This window comes from Streptococcus oralis, assembly GCF_021497885.1.
GTDB classification, from domain to species: Bacteria; Bacillota; Bacilli; order Lactobacillales; family Streptococcaceae; genus Streptococcus; species Streptococcus oralis_BQ.
Window position 1 is genome coordinate 385,634 of sequence record NZ_CP046523.1, and the last position, 16,717, is coordinate 402,350.

Sequence of the window (16,717 nt, forward strand, 5' to 3'; positions counted from 1 at the left end):
GAATAAAGGGAGTAGAAAATAGGAGTAGAAAATGGACGAATCAAAAGAGTTAAATGCTGTCATTGATGTGATTATGCTAGCTGGAACCATTCTCTTGAAAAGTGGTTCGGAGATTCATCGGGTTGAGGACACCATGATTCGCATTGCCCATTCACAGGGAATAGTGGATTGCAATGTTCTTGCCATGCCCGCGGCTATTTTCTTTTCGATTGAAAACACCAATATTTCTCGTATGAAACGGGTGACGTCATCCTCCTATAACATCGAAAAAGTCTGTGATGTCAACCAAGTATCACGAGAACTTGTGGGTGGCCAGATTGATCTTTCTACAGCTTTTAAAAAGCTGAAGGAAATCAGAAATCAAGCTCTTCCTTATAGCAAGCTCCAAGTGACTGTAGCAGCAACCCTCAGCGCCCCTTTCTTCTCGATTATGTTTGGCGGCAATGTCTATGATGCTTTTGGAGCAGGCGTTGCGACTTTGTTTGGTTTTGCCTTCTCTCTCTATGTCGAGAAGTTTATCCGCATTCCTTTTGTAACAGCTTTTGCAGGTGCCTTTGTTTTTGGCTTGATTGCCCAGTTCTGGGCTCGCTATACTGGATTTCCTTCGACGGCAGACCTAATCATAGCAGGAGCCGTCATGCCCTTTGTTCCAGGGATTGCTCTGACAAATGCGGTTCGAGATATCATGACCAACCATATCAACTCTGGTATGAGCAAGATGTTTGAATCCCTGCTCATTACCCTCGCTTTAGGGGCCGGCACCTCTGTCGCCCTGGTTTTGATGACATAAGATGACTCTAACAAGTATTTTACTCCAAGCGGTGGCAAGTTTGCTCGCCATTATCAACTTTCTAATCGTACTGAATGTCCAACGCTCCATGCTTCTGCCTGGTGGTGTTCTGGGAATGGGTGTCTGGCTCCTCTATCTCGTACTCAAAGAACCGACCAATGTTATTGTTGCGACCTTTATCGCAGCAGTAATTGGCTCTTGCATCAGCCAGATTTTAAGTATTGTCTATAAGACACCAGCAGTGGTTTTTGTCTTGGCCATTCTTGCCCCCTTGGTGCCAGGTTATCTATCCTATCGGACGACAGCTTTCTTTGTGACAGGCGATTACAGTCATGCCCTTGCCAGCGCGACTTTGGTGGTTATGTTAGCCCTCGTTATTTCTATTGGAATGGCAAGTGGAACGGTAATTCTAAAGCTTTATTACTACATCCGAAAACAACGAGGAATATCCTCTTGATGCTGTTAAAGCAAAGACTTGATTTGGTGAATCAAGTCTTTTTTCTCTCTTTTGCCCCTATTTGTGATAAAATAGAATGAAACGATTTTTTACAATGAATGAAAAAACAGAGGTAAATATGACAATCGGTATTGATAAGATTGGTTTTGCGACCAGTCAATATGTCTTGAAATTACAAGACCTAGCAGAAGCGAGGGGAGTTGACCCCGAAAAATTTAGCAAGGGACTCTTGTTAAATGAAATTAGTATTGCGCCACTGACTGAGGATATTGTTACCTTGGCAGCTAGTGCAAGCAACTCTATTTTGACAGACAAAGAAAAAGAAGAAATCGATATGGTCATCGTGGCGACCGAGTCAGGGATTGACCAGAGTAAGGCAGCGGCAGTCTTTGTTCATGGCCTATTAGGCATTCAGCCTTTTGCCCGTAGCTTTGAAATCAAAGAAGCCTGCTATGGAGCAACAGCTGCTCTTCATTATGCTAAATTGCATGTGGAGAATTCTCCAGAGTCTAAGGTTTTGGTCATTGCCAGTGATATTGCCAAGTATGGTGTGGGAACTCCAGGTGAGCCAACTCAGGGTGCTGGAAGTGTGGCGATGTTGATCACCCAAAATCCGCGCATCATGGCCTTTAACAATGATAACGTTGCTCAAACACGCGACATCATGGATTTCTGGCGTCCGAACTACTCGAGCACTCCTTATGTAAACGGCATGTACTCGACCCAACAGTATCTTGATTGCCTGACAACGACTTGGGATGAATACAAGAAACGCTACGATTGGACTATGGATGACTTTGCGGCTATCTGCTTCCACTTGCCTTATCCTAAGTTGGCCCTAAAAGGCTTGCGCAAGATGATGGACAAAACTTTGTCTAAAGAAAAACAGGATAGTTTGCAAGAAAACTTTGATAAGTCCATTCTCTATAGTCAGATGATTGGGAATATCTACACAGGTTCTCTCTTCCTCGGCCTCCTCTCCCTTTTGGAAAATGCAGAGACTCTGAAGGCTGGAGATAAAATTGCCCTCTACAGTTACGGAAGTGGAGCGGTTTCAGAGTTCTTTAGTGGTGAATTGGTCGAAGGCTATGAGGCTTACCTTGATAAGGATCGCTTGAGCAAACTCAAGCAACGTACAGCATTGTCTGTTGCAGACTATGAAAAAGTCTTCTTCGAAGAATTGCAGTTGGATGAATCTGGTTCAGCCCAATTTGCAGGCTATGAACATCAAGACTATGCCTTGGTTGAAATTCTCGACCACCAACGCCGTTATAGCAAGGTTGAAAAATAATGAAGTTAAGTTGGAATGGATTTTCTAAAAAATCATACCATGAGCGCCTTGAGTTGCTGAAAGCTCAGGCGCTCCTTAGTCCTGAAAAGCAAACGAGTCTGGAGCAGGATGAACAAATTAGCTTGACTGTTGCAGACCAGCTGAGTGAGAATGTGGTGGGAACTTTTTCTCTGCCTTATTCTATCATTCCAGAACTTTTGGTGAACGGTCAGGACTACACAGTTCCTTATGTGACAGAAGAACCCTCAGTGGTTGCTGCGGCTAGTTATGCCAGCAAAATCATCAAGAGAGCAGGTGGCTTTACTGCTCAAGTACATGAGCGCCAGATGATTGGTCAGGTAGCCCTTTATCAAGTTGCTGATCCAGATCTAGCGCAGGAGAAAATTGCCAGCAAGAAGGCTGAGCTCTTGGAACTTGCCAATCAAGCCTATCCGTCCATCGTTAAACGTGGAGGTGGGGCGCGTGATTTGCATGTAGAGCAGATCAAAGGTGAAACAGACTTTCTCGTTGTTTATCTCCATGTTGATACCCAGGAAGCCATGGGAGCCAATATGCTCAACACCATGCTGGAAGCTTTGAAACCAGTCTTAGAAGAACTCAGTCAAGGACAGAGCCTTATGGGGATCCTGTCCAATTACGCGACCGATTCTCTGGTGACTGCAAACTGTCGTATCGCCTTTCGCTACTTGAGCCCTCAAAGGGACCAAGGACGAGAAATTGCGGAGAAAATGGCCTTGGCTAGCCAGTTTGCGCAGGCTGATCCTTACCGAGCAGCTACCCATAATAAAGGGATTTTTAACGGTATTGATGCCATTTTGATTGCCACTGGTAATGACTGGCGTGCCATCGAAGCCGGGGCCCATGCCTTTGCCAGTCGAGATGGACACTATCAAGGTCTTAGTCAATGGACGCTGGACATGGAAAGAGAAGAATTGGTCGGTGAGATGACCCTACCCATGCCCGTAGCGACCAAGGGCGGCTCTATCGGACTCAACCCACGTGTAGCCCTCAGTCATGAACTACTGGGAAATCCTTCAGCCAAAGAATTAGCTCAGATTATCGTTTCCATCGGTCTTGCCCAAAACTTTGCGGCCCTCAAAGCCTTGGTGAGTACAGGAATCCAGCAAGGTCACATGAAATTACAGGCCAAATCCCTAGCTCTCCTAGCCGGTGCTAGTGAGTCCGAGGTTGCTCCCTTAGTTGAGCGCCTCATCGCTGATAAAACTTTCAACTTAGAGACAGCCCAGCGCTATCTAGAAAACTTAAGATCGTAAAAAACTCAGACGAATTGGTCTGAGTTTTCTTGTGTTTAAATACTTTTTCCTGGTAATAGGGTGACTGGTAAGAAGTAACCAGTTGTCGCGACTTCCTTGCCTTCAATCTTCTGCAGGAGAAGATCGACAGTGAGGTGGGCAATCTCCTTCATAGGCTGCTTAATCGTTGTCAGGTGAGGATAGTAGTTCTCGATAAAGTAGGTCCCATCATAGCCGATGACCTTGAGCTCATCAGGAACAGAAATCCCCAGCTCTTGAGCAATTTTGATAACCAGAATGGCTGTCAAATCATCCGAAGCAAAGATAGCATCTGGTTTCTGATGGGTCAAGATGTTCTTGATTTCCATTTCTTTTCTGACGGGCGAAAAGTCACTGGAAACATTGATAATAGGCGCTTTTGGGAGAACAGAGGCAAAGCCAGCATGGCGCAGTCCAGTCGGTGAGTTAGAGTTGTCATTTCCTGTAATCATGATGATAGACTGAGCTCCTGTCTTGACCAAGGTTTGGGCTGCGAGAACCCCGCCACCGTAGTTATCAGAGGAGACGACAGGTATGTCTGGTGATAGGTTCCGGTCAAAGGAAATGATCGGTGCTGTCACACGATTGTAGTCTTCAATTCCGAGATTGTGACTTCCTGAGATGATACCGTCTACCTGATTGGCCTCCAGCATTTCAATGTACTCACGTTCTTTTTCAGAATCATGTTCGCTGTTACAGATGATGGTCTTGTAGCCATTTTTGAAGAGTTGGTGTTCCAACTTGTCAATCAACTCCGCATAAAAGACATGACTGATGTTTGGAAAAATAAGTCCAATCAACTTGGCAGATTTTCCTTGGAGGCTTCGAGCCAGGTTGTTGGGTTTATAGCCCAATTCTCGCATGGCTTCATTAACCTTTTGAATGGTTTTCTCAGATAGGTAACCCTTTTTATTGATGACCCGTGAGACGGTAGTAGGGCTGACGCCTGCAAGTTTTGCGACATCAGTTAGTTTTGCGACCATAATCTAATTCATAGTAAGTTCCAGTTGGGTTTCCAGACTTGATCAGGATACCGTTTTGGTCCGCATGTGGGAAGACACGACCAGAAAATACTTTTTCTCCTTTATTGATGAAAATTTCAAAGACCGACTTGTCGATGAAGATAGTGGCGGTTGTAGCTTGGTTATCGATAGGGCAAGAACGAGTCGTACCAAATTCTTGGGCGTACTGTTCACCAGCCTGACTACGATCCACTGTCACTTGTCCATTGACAAGGTCAAAGGTGATTGAAAGCCCCTTGCCTTCCTTGTCAGCGAGCAAGACAATCTCGCTTTGGCTATTGGCCTCCAAGTTGAGCTCGAGTTCATAGGTGTTATTGGTTTGAGTCCGATTTGAGAAGACCTCTTCAGAGGAACGGAGTTCTTTGACGGCTGAGACAGGATATTGGTAGAGTTTGCCATCTTTGATAGTGAGTTCTTTGACCAATGAGAAGGTTCCTTGGTGATCAAAACGGTCAGATGGGTAAGAAACATCTGGTAACCCAAGCCAACTTACTGCTAGTGCACGTCCATCTGGAGCGTTGAATGCTTGAGTTGCATAGGCTTCAAAGCCGTAGTCTAGGTTGTGAAGGGGTGACACATCGACTATTTTGGCATTTTCAGGATCAAAGGAAGCCCCAATTTTGTACATGTTTGGATAGATATTGTCATAGTCTAGAACAGCCTTATCCAATCCTTGTGGGCAGTAGAGAAGGACAGGTTGCTCCCCTACAAAGATCAGATTTGGGCATTCCATCATGTAGGCAGTACGGTCGTTAGCAAAGTCAAGGTCGCCAACTGCTTGCCAGTTTGTGTAGTCATTGCCCACGGCCTTGTAGAGGCGAACAAAGCCTTTTTTCTCCAAGTCCTGTCCGCCGACGATAGCATAATATTGTCCCTTAAAGTTAAAAATTTGCGGATCGCGGAAGTGGTCAGTAGAGTCTGCTGGCTGGTCAATCAAGATCTTGTCAATCTTTGTAATCTTGCCCTCCTTATCCATCAAAGCCCCAATCTGGTAAGGGTGACGGATCCAATTTTCATCACGGACATTTCCAGTATAAAATAGGAACAACTGATCGCCAAACTGCATGGCAGAACCAGAATAGGCACCGTGGCTATCTAATGGAGTATCTGGCAAAACTTTGACTCCAGTTTCTGTAAAGTGCACTAAATCATCACTTTCAAGCTGCACCCAAGACTTCAACCCATGGGCTGCACCAAAGGGGAAGTTCTGGTAAAAGAGAATCCATTTGCCATTGAAATAAGAAAAGCCATTTGGATCATTGAGAAGCCCTGTTTTAGGCTCGACATGGTAACGAGTATGCCAAGGAGATTGTGCCATCTTTTCCTCGATTTGCTTGATTTCATCATTAGACCAGTCTTCATAGCGTCTATAACGGCGCTCAGTTGTCCATTCCATTTTATCTTTCCTCCATAAGTTCTATTCTATTATTAATAGTAAACGTTTTCGGCAAAAAAAGCAAGTCTTTTATGTTAAAAAAGAGAAAAATATGTCAAACGATTGCCAGAAACCAAGCGAAGGAAATCTGGCAAATTTTCACGAAAAAATGAAAGAAAATGTAAATAAAAAGCTTTGAATCCTCTAATATAAAGATATTTTTTTGAGGAAAAAGAAAATATCCCTCAAAAACGAGCAAGAATAATCAGGAGTAAAAGAAAGAAAATAAAAAATCTGCAAAACGCTTGACATATTTTAGAAACGTGATAAAATAATAGTCGTAGGGCGAATAAAATCGCTTTCAAACAAGAACAAAATTTTATAAGGAGATTTTTGCTATGGATTATAGTAAAGTTGCTACCGAGGTCATTGAGGCTGTTGGTAAAGAGAATCTTGTAGCTGCAGCACATTGTGCGACCCGCCTTCGTCTGGTATTAAAAGATGAAGCAAAAGTGAACCAAGCAGCTCTAGATAACAATGCTGATATTAAAGGTACATTTAGCACAAACGGACAATACCAAATTATTATTGGTCCCGGAGATGTTAACTTTGTATATGCAGAAATTATCAAAAAAACAGGTTTGAAAGAAGCTTCCACAGATGATTTAAAAGAGATTGCGAATAAAGACAAAAAATTTAATCCATTGATGGATTTGATTAAGCTTTTGTCAGATATCTTCGTTCCAATTATTCCTGCATTGGTTGCAGGTGGTCTTTTGATGGCATTGCGTAACTTCTTGACATCACCAGACTTATTTGGACCTCAATCAATTGAAGACATGTACCCTGCTATCAAAGGGATTTCAGCGATGATTCAATTGATGTCTGCTGCTCCATTTATGTTCTTGCCTGTTTTGGTAGGTATTTCAGCAGCTAAACGCTTTGGAGCAAACCAATTCCTTGGTGCAGCTATTGGTATGATTATGACCACACCAGATTTAGGTGGTAAAGAAGCTTTTTGGGATATTTTAGGTTACCATGTTACACAAACAAACTACGCTTACCAAGTTATTCCAGTTCTTGTGGCTGTCTGGTTGTTGGCAACTTTAGAAAAATTCTTCCACAAAAAATTGCCATCTGCAGTTGACTTTACTTTCACACCGCTTTTATCAGTTATGATTACAGGATTCCTAACTTTTACAGTTATTGGTCCTGTGATGTTGGTGGTTTCTGATGCCATTACTAATGCTATTGTATGGTTATACAATACTACAGGTGCATTTGGTATGGGGCTCTTTGGTGGAACATATTCATTGATTGTTATGACAGGGCTTCACCAATCATTCCCTGCTATTGAAACACAGTTATTGTCGGCATACAATAATAACGGTACTGGATTTGGTGACTACATCTTTGTTGTTGCTTCAATGGCAAACGTTGCGCAAGGTGCAGCCACTCTTGCTATCTACTTCTTGACTAAAAATGCTAAAACTAAAGGCTTGTCAAGTTCTGCAGCTGTCTCTGCTTTCCTTGGTATTACTGAGCCTGCCCTATTTGGGGTGAACTTGAAATACAAATTCCCATTCTTCTGTGCTCTTGCTGGTTCAGCAGTCGGTGCCTTTGTTGCAGGCTTGACCCATGTCATTGCTGTTTCTTTGGGAGCAGCTGGATTTATCGGATTCCTATCTATTAAAGCAGGTTCAATCCCTATGTATGTAGTTGCAGAAGTGATTTCATTTGCCACAGCTTTTGCCTTGACTTATTTCTATGGTAAAACAAAAGCAGCAGGTGTCTTTGCTGATGAAGCCGCAACGGCAACTGCAGAAACAGTTGCTGAAACTACAGTAGAAGCGCCAGTAGTGGAAGAGTCTGATACTCTTCAAAATGAAACACTTGTAACTCCTATCGTTGGTGATGTAGTTGCCCTTGAGAATGTTAACGATCCAGTCTTTTCAAGTGGTGCAATGGGACAAGGAATCGCAGTGAAACCAAGCCAAGGCGTGGTTTACGCACCAGCTGATGCAGAAGTATCGATCGCCTTTGCCACAGGACATGCTTACGGTTTGAAGACAGCAAATGGAGCTGAGATCTTGATCCACGTTGGTATCGATACTGTATCTATGAATGGTGAAGGTTTTGAACAAAAGGTTGCTCAAGGCGACAAGGTCAAAGCTGGTGATGTTCTCGGAACCTTTGATTCAAGCAAAATCGCTGCTGCAGGTCTTGACGACACAACAATGGTTATCGTAACCAACACAGCAGACTACGCTTCTGTGACACCAGTCGCAAGCGGTTCAGTTGTCAAGGGTGACGCTATCATCGAAGTGAAAGCCTAGTCCTCTTCAAAAATCAAATCTAAAAACAAAACGAACAAATATCATGTTTGTTCGTTTTTACTTGGATGGTAAGATTTACAGAGGAAAATCTAAAATATTGAGAAATCTAGCTCTTTAAAATGTGCTATAATAGAGAAAACAAAGATAAGAGGTTTATCATGACAAAATTATATGGAAGCTTAGAAGCGGGCGGTACAAAGTTCGTCTGTGCTGTCGGAGATGAAAATTTTAACATTGTAGAAAAAACACAATTTCCTACAACAACTCCTATCGAGACGATCGATAAAACCATCGAATTCTTTTCAAAATTCGATAATCTTGCAGGCCTTGCCATCGGTTCCTTCGGTCCCATTGATATCGACAAAAACTCAAAAACCTATGGCTTTATCACAACGACTCCAAAACCTCACTGGGCAAATGTAGACCTACTTGGTGCCCTTCGTCGTGCCCTCAACGTACCCATGTATTTCACAACCGACGTAAACAGCTCTGCCTATGGTGAAGTAGTTGCTCGTAACAATGCTGGTGGCCGTATCGAAAACTTGGTTTACTACACGATCGGTACAGGGATCGGTGCAGGTGTTATCCAACGTGGTGAGTTTATCGGTGGTGTCGGTCACCCTGAGATGGGTCACTACTATGTGGCTAAACACCCAATGGATGTAGAAAAAGAATTTAATGGGGTTTGTCCTTTCCACAAGGGATGTTTGGAAGGCTTTGCAGCTGGACCAAGTTTGGAAGCTCGTACAGGTGTTCGCGGTGAAAATATTGAACTCAACAGCTCTGTCTGGGACGTTCAAGCCTACTATATCGCTCAAGCTGCGGTCAATGCTACAGTGACTTTCCGTCCCGACGTGATCGTCTTTGGTGGTGGGGTTATGGCCCAACAACACATGCTGGACCGTGTGCGTGAGAAATTTACAGCTCTTCTAAATGGTTACCTACCAGTACCAGATGTGCGTGACTACATTGTCACTCCAGCAGTCGCAGGCAATGGTTCTGCCACACTTGGAAACTTTGTCCTTGCTAAGAGTGTCGCAAAATAAAACAAACAAAAAATCCGCTTGGGAAACCAAACGGATTTTTCTATTCTCAAAACATCTGCCAGAAGAAATCAATAATATAGGTCAAACCATAAGTATAAACCACTAGGGTAAAGGGCTTGGTCAAAACGATGATAATCATATAGCGTTTGAAGGTCATCTTGGTAAGGGCAGCCAGCATGCAGAGAAAGTCAGCCGGACTGACAGGCCAGATCATCATAAAGATAAAGAACCGCTCGAAACGATTGCCCTTATCTAGCCAACCGATGTACTTGTCATAGGTGCGCTTGCTGACGACCGACTGGACAAAGGCAGCTCCATAGAGTCGCACGAGGTAAAAGATAATGGCACAGCCAATCACGATGCCGATATAGTTATAGATAGTTCCGATGATGTGTCCGTAAATAAAGACCCCAGCCACTGAGGTCAAAGCTCCCGGAATGATCGGAACAACGGTTTGTAGGATTTGTAAAAAGATAAAGAGTGGTGGCCCCCAAACCCCAGCTTGCTGGATAAAGGCTGATAGGGTTTCTTTGGACTGTAAAACTCCAGCCTGATAGGCCCAAATACAGAAAATCAGGGTGCCGACTCCCCCGACGATAGACGAAATATTGATGACTTGCTGTAGAAGGGGAGAAACAGCTTTCATTTGCTTATGCTGTGACATAGAAACTCCTTATAGATAGTATGGTTCTACTATACCATATTTTTCTTATAAAGACTAATTTGATTCCTTATCTTGCTTTTTATATAAGTGTGGTACAATTAAAGGAGTAAGTCAAGAGATATAATGGTGAAAGAAATGTTAGATTTAAAATTTAAAGGAAGATGGAGAAAGTACCAAAAGGAAGTCTTAGATCGTTTTCAGAACTATCAAACAGATGGCCATGTTCATCTAGTAGCTGCTCCAGGGTCTGGAAAGACAACCATTGGTATCGAGCTAATCGCTCGTTTTGGCAACCCAGCCCTCATCTTAGTTCCGACTGTCACCATTCGTGAACAATGGGTAGATAGAATCCAAGATGCTTTTCTAGAGGATGGTCAGATGCTTTCAGACCTCGTTTCCCAAAACTTAAAGGAGATGAAGGCATTAACGATTGTGACCTATCAGGCTTTTCATAGCGCCATGAACCAATTGCAATCACAAGAAGATGGAGAAGCAGAGGATTTTGTGGGGTTTGATTTGCTTGCAAGTCTAAGAGCTCAGAAAGTTGCTACTCTTTGCTTGGACGAATGCCACCACCTGCGCAATGAATGGTGGAAAAGTCTGGAAACCTTTCGCAAGCAGTATGGACAGTTGCAAGTCGTCTCCCTGACAGCGACACCACCTTATGACAGCGAGCCTGAACTCTGGGAACGCTATATCCGTATGTGTGGGGAAATTGACCAAGAAATTACGGTACCTGAACTAGTCAAGGAAGACACCCTCTGTCCTCATCAGGATTTTGTTTATATCTGTTCACCAACAGCTGAAGAGTCGGAACACCTCAGGCAGTTTGAAGATAGAAAGTGGGAGTATATCCATCAGCTTTTGGTCAATCCTGACTTTCAAGCTCTAGTGTCAGGTTCAAAGGTACTCAAAGGAGACATGTCATCCGATGTTCTACTAGAAGACCCTAAGTACTTGTCGGCTATTTTGATCTATATGCATTCTCAAGGCTTGACCATTCCTGACTCTTTAGAGAATCTTTTGAGGGCGAAACGTCTGCCTCAGGTGAACTCCTACTGGCTCGAGCTGTTGTTGCAGAGCGTTCTCTATCAAACTCCAGATTGGTACGAGGATCCAGATGGATATAGGAAAAAGTTAGAGGCTGAGTTGAAGGCGCGTGGGTTGGTGGAAAAACGTCAGGTTTATCTGGTTAAGTCTAAGGCTTCTGACCAGCTTTTAACCCAATCTCTGGGGAAATTGTCTGGTATTGCAGATATTTTTCTGACTGAGTATAAGAGTATGGGACAGGATTTGCGACAACTTGTCTTGGCGGATTATATTCGTAAAGATTTTTCAATCTATCTGGGAGATAATCATGCAACCATTTCTCAGTTGGGGGTTCTCCCTTATTTTGAAAGCATTCGCCGAAAAGCTCAGGAGCAAGAGATACCTGTGTCTTTGGCTGTCTTGTCAGGTAGTGTCGTTATTTTGCCTACTGATGTGGCATCAGAGTTGAAGGAGCTCTTGCCTCAGGTTCGTCTCAGTTTTTCGTCTATTGGTCACTTGGATCAAAAGCATTATGTACAAGTCGTTTTTCCGAGCTCAGCTAAGGGAATCGTAGCAGCGGTGACGGAGCTTTTTCAACGAGGGCGGATTCAAGTCCTAGTCGGAACTAAATCTCTCCTTGGAGAGGGGTGGGATGCTCCTTGTGTCAACTCCCTAATCCTCGGAAGCTTTGTGGGGAGCTTTATGCTGAGTAACCAGATGCGGGGGCGTGCCATTCGTATCTGGCCGGGACATCCAGAAAAGACCAGTAACATCTGGCATCTGGTAGCCGTTCAAGCGCAGGCGCTCATCACTCTTCCTGGTGAGGAGCCAAGACCAGAGAGCAATCAGGATCTGCAAACCTTGTCTCGTCGTATGGAACATTTTCTTGGACTGGCCTATAATCAGGAGAGTATTGAGACCGGTTTGGATCGTTTGGATTTTCCAAAGCCCCCTTTTAAGAAAAAGCAAATCAGAGAGTATAACGAACGGATTAAGATGTTATCCAAGGATCGAGCAGGTTTGCGCAAAAAATGGTACGATTCTCTCGTAGTGGCAGATCAATTTGAGATTGTCACTGAAGTTGCGACTCAAAAACAGAAAATTCCAATCATGCTCCAGTTTGATGCATTAAAATGGGTACGCATGTCTTTGCTGCTGTTAGCAGTGGATTTATTGGTTTTGTTGTTTAGAATGAGACTGACTGGAGTTTGGTGGCTTACAGCAGCTTGTCTCCTCTTTTTGGCCTTTGCATCTTGGCGCTACCTCTGCTATAAGAGTCCCTATAAACGTTTGCAATCTCTGGGTGAGCAGATCCGAAAGGCTCTGCTAGATTCGGGGCATCTAACAGATGACCAATCTCGTGTTCAGGTAGAGGAGGATAAGGAAAATTATTTGGTTTTCGCCTATCTCAAGGGAGGTAGTATGAGAGATAAGGAATTGTTTGCGCAGACTGTGGGAGAATTCTTTGCTCCAGTGGACAACCAGCGCTATCTCTTGAAGACAGAGAAAGTCCGACAAGGTCAGTCACCTTACTATGTCGTGCCTAGTCTTTTTGAGAAGCGGAAGGAAGAAGCACAGAAATTCCTCGACTTTCTGAGGCCAACTATCGGACGCTATCACCTCGTCTACACACGAACAGAGGCCGGACGGAAAACCCTTCTCGAAGCTCGTATCAAAGCTCTCTCTAACAAAAACGACCGTATCTTGACTAAGAAGAAGGTTAAAAGCCGATTCGAGTAGGGTAGGTAGCTATTCGAAGTTTCGAAGATATGAATTTCCTAAAGTTTAGATGTATTCTAAGCTTAGAATGATAAGAAATACATAAATTTATATGTATTCTAAGCTTCGAATGATCTATCTGAGAAAGTTTTAAGGTCTTCGAGCTTTCGAATAGTCGTCTTTCCTAAAGTTTAAATGTATTCTAAAACTAGAAAAGTTAAAATCTAAAAAAAGTAAGAGTCCCTATCTGACAGACGGGATATGTGTCCAGTCAGATAGGGATTTTTTATTTTGGAAATAAAAGATTTGCCCTGAGAAGTACATTTTAGATGGAAATATTGACAGTTCAGAGGAAGGGGGACAAATCTTTTAAAGTAACTGTTAGAATGGATTTATAAATTTAAGGGAAAACTCCTTTTTGAAATAATGAAAAAAGAAAGGTTATCATCATGACAAAAACATTTACCATCCGTCCGCTAAGCTACACCAACTTTACCAATCGTGAGTTTGAAAGTCTCATGGTAGATACGGGTCAACTACTAGAAGTTTTTGCCAAGGCACATAAGGACGAGCCTATGTATAGCAAGCATCTTGATTCCTTCAAGAGCAAGCTAGCAGATTTCCAAGGCCAACTCGCTATCGTAGAAAAGAAAGAGGCAACGAACCTGACCGAAGTCGATCGCAATCGTGACAGTGCCCTAGTTGGTCTCTTTACTCTTCATCGAGGATTTGCTAAGATCAAGGAGACCAAACTCAAAGAAGCCCATGAGACCTTGAAACCAGTCTTTGCCAAGTACAAGGATATCACCAAACATAGCAATGATGTGGAAACAGCAGAAATTAAGAGTCTGCTCAAAACTCTCAGCGAAGAACCCTACCACACGGCAGTGACCAGTCTAGGACTGACACCCATGCTGACGGCGGTGATCAGTGCGCAGGAGGAGTATGATAAGGTGGAAAGTCAGGCGCGTGCGCATAAGTCTGCCAAGGAGGTCGGCAAGACCAGACAAGTCCGTACCGAACTAACCAGCATCTACGACCTCTTTATGCGCTATACCGCAGCCAGCGCAGAAGCCTATCCAGAAAAAGAACACCTGACCAAACTTCTCAAGGACCTGAATACAATCCGAGATAGTAAGCGACGATTGACTGGTTCAGGTAAGAAGGATAAGAAAGTTAAAGTAGAAGAAGCAGAACAAGTAGCTGGATAAAAATAAACGTCTTTAGATATATTATTATCTAAAGACGTTTTTTTGGTAGATTCGTGGTATAATTTGAGTGAGTAATTCTCTAGAATTGTAATTGGGTATAACTTATATTTTAATTTATAAATTATTGTAATGAAGGAAGAGTTTATGGTAGATTGTAATAACGAAGAAGAAAATAAAATGGAATCTGAGAAAGTCTCTAAAGAAATGAACTCAAAGATTTCAAGTTTAGAAGAAGTTAGAGTTAACTTTCAAAAAATCAATTTAGATATTTCTGAGAAGATGAGGCCGATTTCTGAGGCATGTTTAAAAATATTATCGCAAATAGAGATACCAAAAATAGATTTTAGTCCATTGCTTTCATTGATTGATAAGATAAATGAGTCGTATTCCTATACATTTAAATCCTTAATAGATACTTTTTCTTCAATTGATTTCGAAAAATATGAAAAAGACTTAGAGGAGCTTGATAAAAGAAAAATAGCACAATTCTTGCACTATGATATTTATCCTCCGTTATTATTCATTGATGAAATGGGATCATATGAAATAGAAAACCAAAAAGAAGCTAATATTGTACTGATGAACTATCTATCATTATGGGAGGAAAAATATGGTAGAACAGTTTATGATTTTGTTTCTAAATCTCTAAAAACATATAAAGAGATTTGTCAACTACAAAATCTTGAACAGCTAAAAATGTATAAAACAATGGTCATGTTTTGCTGTGAAAGAATTGAAAATGTACTTGCTAAACTCCAAATACAAGAACAAAAGAAAAAGCAATCTGAAATTAAAGTTTCTCAAAAATCGTTTAGAAATTTTATGGATTCTTTGAATCATGATGAATACCTGAAAGAGTTAATTTCTCATATTGCTTATATTTCTGAATATCATGATAAAAGTTTTAGGGAGATAAACCTCTTCAAGAGATTTGAGGACTTAGACGAAGAATATGATGAAGAAACACTCCCTTTAAATAGAAATCTCTTTATGCATGGTTTGGTTGATGAAAAAAATGTGAATTATTTAATGGTTCAGAAAGCTATTTTAGCTTATTCTTTCTTCGTACAGCTGTATGTTTTAAAAACAAAAAATAGTAAAAAAGCTAGAATAAAAAGTCTTAGAAGAAAAGGAATTTCTAGAATGTCAAAAAGCCAAAGGAGATTTTATGCTAACGAATCAAGAAATTGAAGATATTGTAAGAGAATTATTTTATCAAGAAACTGAAGGGGAATATTGGGATTTTAAAGAAAAACCATATTTCTATGAAGGTCAAAGCGAAAAGGATAAGAACAAGAAAAAGGGAGACCTTCTTCATGATATTATTTGTATGGCAAATAATATGAGTAATCATGATGCATACATTATAATGGGAATTAGTGATAAACCAGTAGAGATTACAGGTGTAAAACAATTTACTAAAAAATGGACTCAGGAAAGTTATCAAGATTTTTTACAAAATTTATCTTGGGCAGGAGATTGTGTGCCTTCTGTTGAGTTGAGAAGTATAAATAATGGTAATTTAGAAGTTCTTGTAGTTAAAAAGTCTACTAAGGTTCCCTTTTATTTGACTCAAAGGTATAATAAAGTGAAAGAAAATCAAATATATGTAAGAAAGGGAGCAAAAAATACTGCTATTGATAGTCAGGGTAATATAGATGACATTGAAAAACTTTTTAAGTTTAGATTGGGTATAATACCATTTCCGAAAGAGAGAGTTATCACATATATTGATGATACAGAGAATTGGGTGAAGATGAAGAGCTCTTATGAAAGTATTTCATGGTACTATGATCCTTTTCCAGAATTTACTATTGATTTAATTGATGATCCACAAAACGATGAATTAAGAACACCAGTTTATGCACTTATTCATCCTAACGCAAGAAGTTCTTGGCAAATTTTACGTCTAAAATACCATCAAACAATCTTATTAGAGTTTACCTCACATTATATTGATGAATATAGAGGTTTTTCTGTTCAACCAAAGTATAATTTTTTAAAAATTTCCAATGGGTTTGAAAATATAAAATTAAATTCTACTTATTACTACTATTTGCATGATTCTATCGAGATTAAGCTAATGTATTTGTTGAAGGAACTACTCAAGCAGGATGGTGATGCATGGAGACGACATTTAAGCTTAATTCCTGTTTTTTATAGTGATGATGAAAGAAAAGCTATTGAAGTATATATTGAAGAAAATAAAGCTAATATAATTATGAAAATAGAGAAAGAGAGTGAGAAGATCTGCTTAGGTTATAACTATGATGGTGATGAGCAAACTAGTAAATGGGATAAAGATGAAATAGCAGTAACCAAAGTTGTTAAAAATATTTTAGATGAGTATAGGAAAAATAAGGTATATGGAAAAATAAAGTAATACTCCACATATTAGATTCCAGAATTATGAAGATGAACGGGATGTAGAAAAATTAAAAATATTTTCGAAATTATTAGAAATGCTGAATCAATTCCACGGAAC

At 41.2% G+C, this 16,717-nt stretch carries 13 protein-coding genes; 10 read left to right on the plus strand and 3 right to left on the minus strand.

What is annotated here, in order from left to right; all coding sequences use genetic code 11:
- The first annotated feature begins 31 nt into the window (after positions 1-31).
- The 4 genes from GOM48_RS01890 (at position 32) to GOM48_RS01905 (ending at position 3,812) form a co-directional block, all read left to right on the plus strand.
- A complete protein-coding gene (locus tag GOM48_RS01890; RefSeq protein ID WP_000344526.1) occupies positions 32-790 on the plus strand; it encodes a threonine/serine exporter family protein in 759 nt (252 codons plus the stop codon).
- Position 791: 1 nt separating this feature from the next.
- A complete protein-coding gene (locus tag GOM48_RS01895; RefSeq protein WP_131200896.1) occupies positions 792-1,247 on the plus strand; it encodes a threonine/serine exporter family protein in 456 nt (151 codons plus the stop codon).
- Between the two features lie 118 nt (positions 1,248-1,365).
- Complete coding sequence (locus GOM48_RS01900) at positions 1,366-2,538, plus strand: hydroxymethylglutaryl-CoA synthase (protein WP_235098711.1); 1,173 nt, start codon at positions 1,366-1,368, stop codon at positions 2,536-2,538.
- A complete protein-coding gene (locus tag GOM48_RS01905; protein WP_235098017.1) occupies positions 2,538-3,812 on the plus strand; it encodes a hydroxymethylglutaryl-CoA reductase, degradative in 1,275 nt (424 codons plus the stop codon). Before GOM48_RS01900 ends, GOM48_RS01905 begins: the two co-directional genes overlap by 1 nt.
- Before the next feature lie 35 nt (positions 3,813-3,847).
- On the opposite strand, the gene GOM48_RS01910 is transcribed toward GOM48_RS01905, so the two are convergent.
- Together GOM48_RS01910 and GOM48_RS01915 are read right to left on the minus strand one after the other, a co-directional pair.
- Positions 3,848-4,813 (minus strand): LacI family DNA-binding transcriptional regulator, encoded by a 966-nt coding sequence (locus GOM48_RS01910; RefSeq protein WP_000225990.1) that lies wholly within the window; start codon positions 4,811-4,813, stop codon positions 3,848-3,850.
- Positions 4,794-6,248 (minus strand): sucrose-6-phosphate hydrolase, encoded by a 1,455-nt coding sequence (locus GOM48_RS01915; RefSeq protein WP_235098020.1) that lies wholly within the window; start codon positions 6,246-6,248, stop codon positions 4,794-4,796. Before GOM48_RS01915 ends, GOM48_RS01910 begins: the two co-directional genes overlap by 20 nt.
- A gap of 377 nt (positions 6,249-6,625) precedes the next feature.
- Between GOM48_RS01915 and GOM48_RS01920 the strand changes: the two genes are divergently transcribed.
- Together GOM48_RS01920 and scrK are read left to right on the plus strand one after the other, a co-directional pair.
- Positions 6,626-8,563 (plus strand): sucrose-specific PTS transporter subunit IIBC, encoded by a 1,938-nt coding sequence (locus GOM48_RS01920; RefSeq protein WP_235098022.1) that lies wholly within the window; start codon positions 6,626-6,628, stop codon positions 8,561-8,563.
- 158 nt (positions 8,564-8,721) lie between these two features.
- Complete coding sequence (gene scrK / locus GOM48_RS01925; RefSeq protein ID WP_009729856.1) at positions 8,722-9,609, plus strand: fructokinase ScrK; 888 nt, start codon at positions 8,722-8,724, stop codon at positions 9,607-9,609.
- Positions 9,610-9,655: 46 nt separating this feature from the next.
- On the opposite strand, the gene GOM48_RS01930 is transcribed toward scrK, so the two are convergent.
- The gene (locus GOM48_RS01930; protein ID WP_065371614.1) at positions 9,656-10,273 is read right to left on the minus strand and encodes a TVP38/TMEM64 family protein; all 618 of its coding nucleotides are present in this window, start codon (positions 10,271-10,273) and stop codon (positions 9,656-9,658) included.
- Positions 10,274-10,408: 135 nt separating this feature from the next.
- On the opposite strand from GOM48_RS01930, the gene GOM48_RS01935 reads away from it, so the two are divergent.
- The 4 genes from GOM48_RS01935 to GOM48_RS01950 all read left to right on the plus strand — a co-directional run bounded on the left by GOM48_RS01935 (position 10,409) and on the right by GOM48_RS01950 (position 16,615).
- A complete protein-coding gene (locus GOM48_RS01935) occupies positions 10,409-13,042 on the plus strand; it encodes a DEAD/DEAH box helicase family protein (protein ID WP_235098024.1) in 2,634 nt (877 codons plus the stop codon).
- A gap of 428 nt (positions 13,043-13,470) precedes the next feature.
- On the plus strand, positions 13,471-14,232 hold the full coding sequence (locus GOM48_RS01940) for a DUF6261 family protein (RefSeq protein WP_235098026.1): 762 nt from the start codon (positions 13,471-13,473) through the stop codon (positions 14,230-14,232).
- Positions 14,233-14,376: 144 nt separating this feature from the next.
- On the plus strand, positions 14,377-15,423 hold the full coding sequence (locus tag GOM48_RS01945) for a hypothetical protein (RefSeq protein ID WP_235098028.1): 1,047 nt from the start codon (positions 14,377-14,379) through the stop codon (positions 15,421-15,423).
- The gene (locus tag GOM48_RS01950) at positions 15,401-16,615 is read left to right on the plus strand and encodes an ATP-binding protein (RefSeq protein ID WP_235098029.1); all 1,215 of its coding nucleotides are present in this window, start codon (positions 15,401-15,403) and stop codon (positions 16,613-16,615) included. Before GOM48_RS01945 ends, GOM48_RS01950 begins: the two co-directional genes overlap by 23 nt.
- Positions 16,616-16,717: the final 102 nt, after the last annotated feature.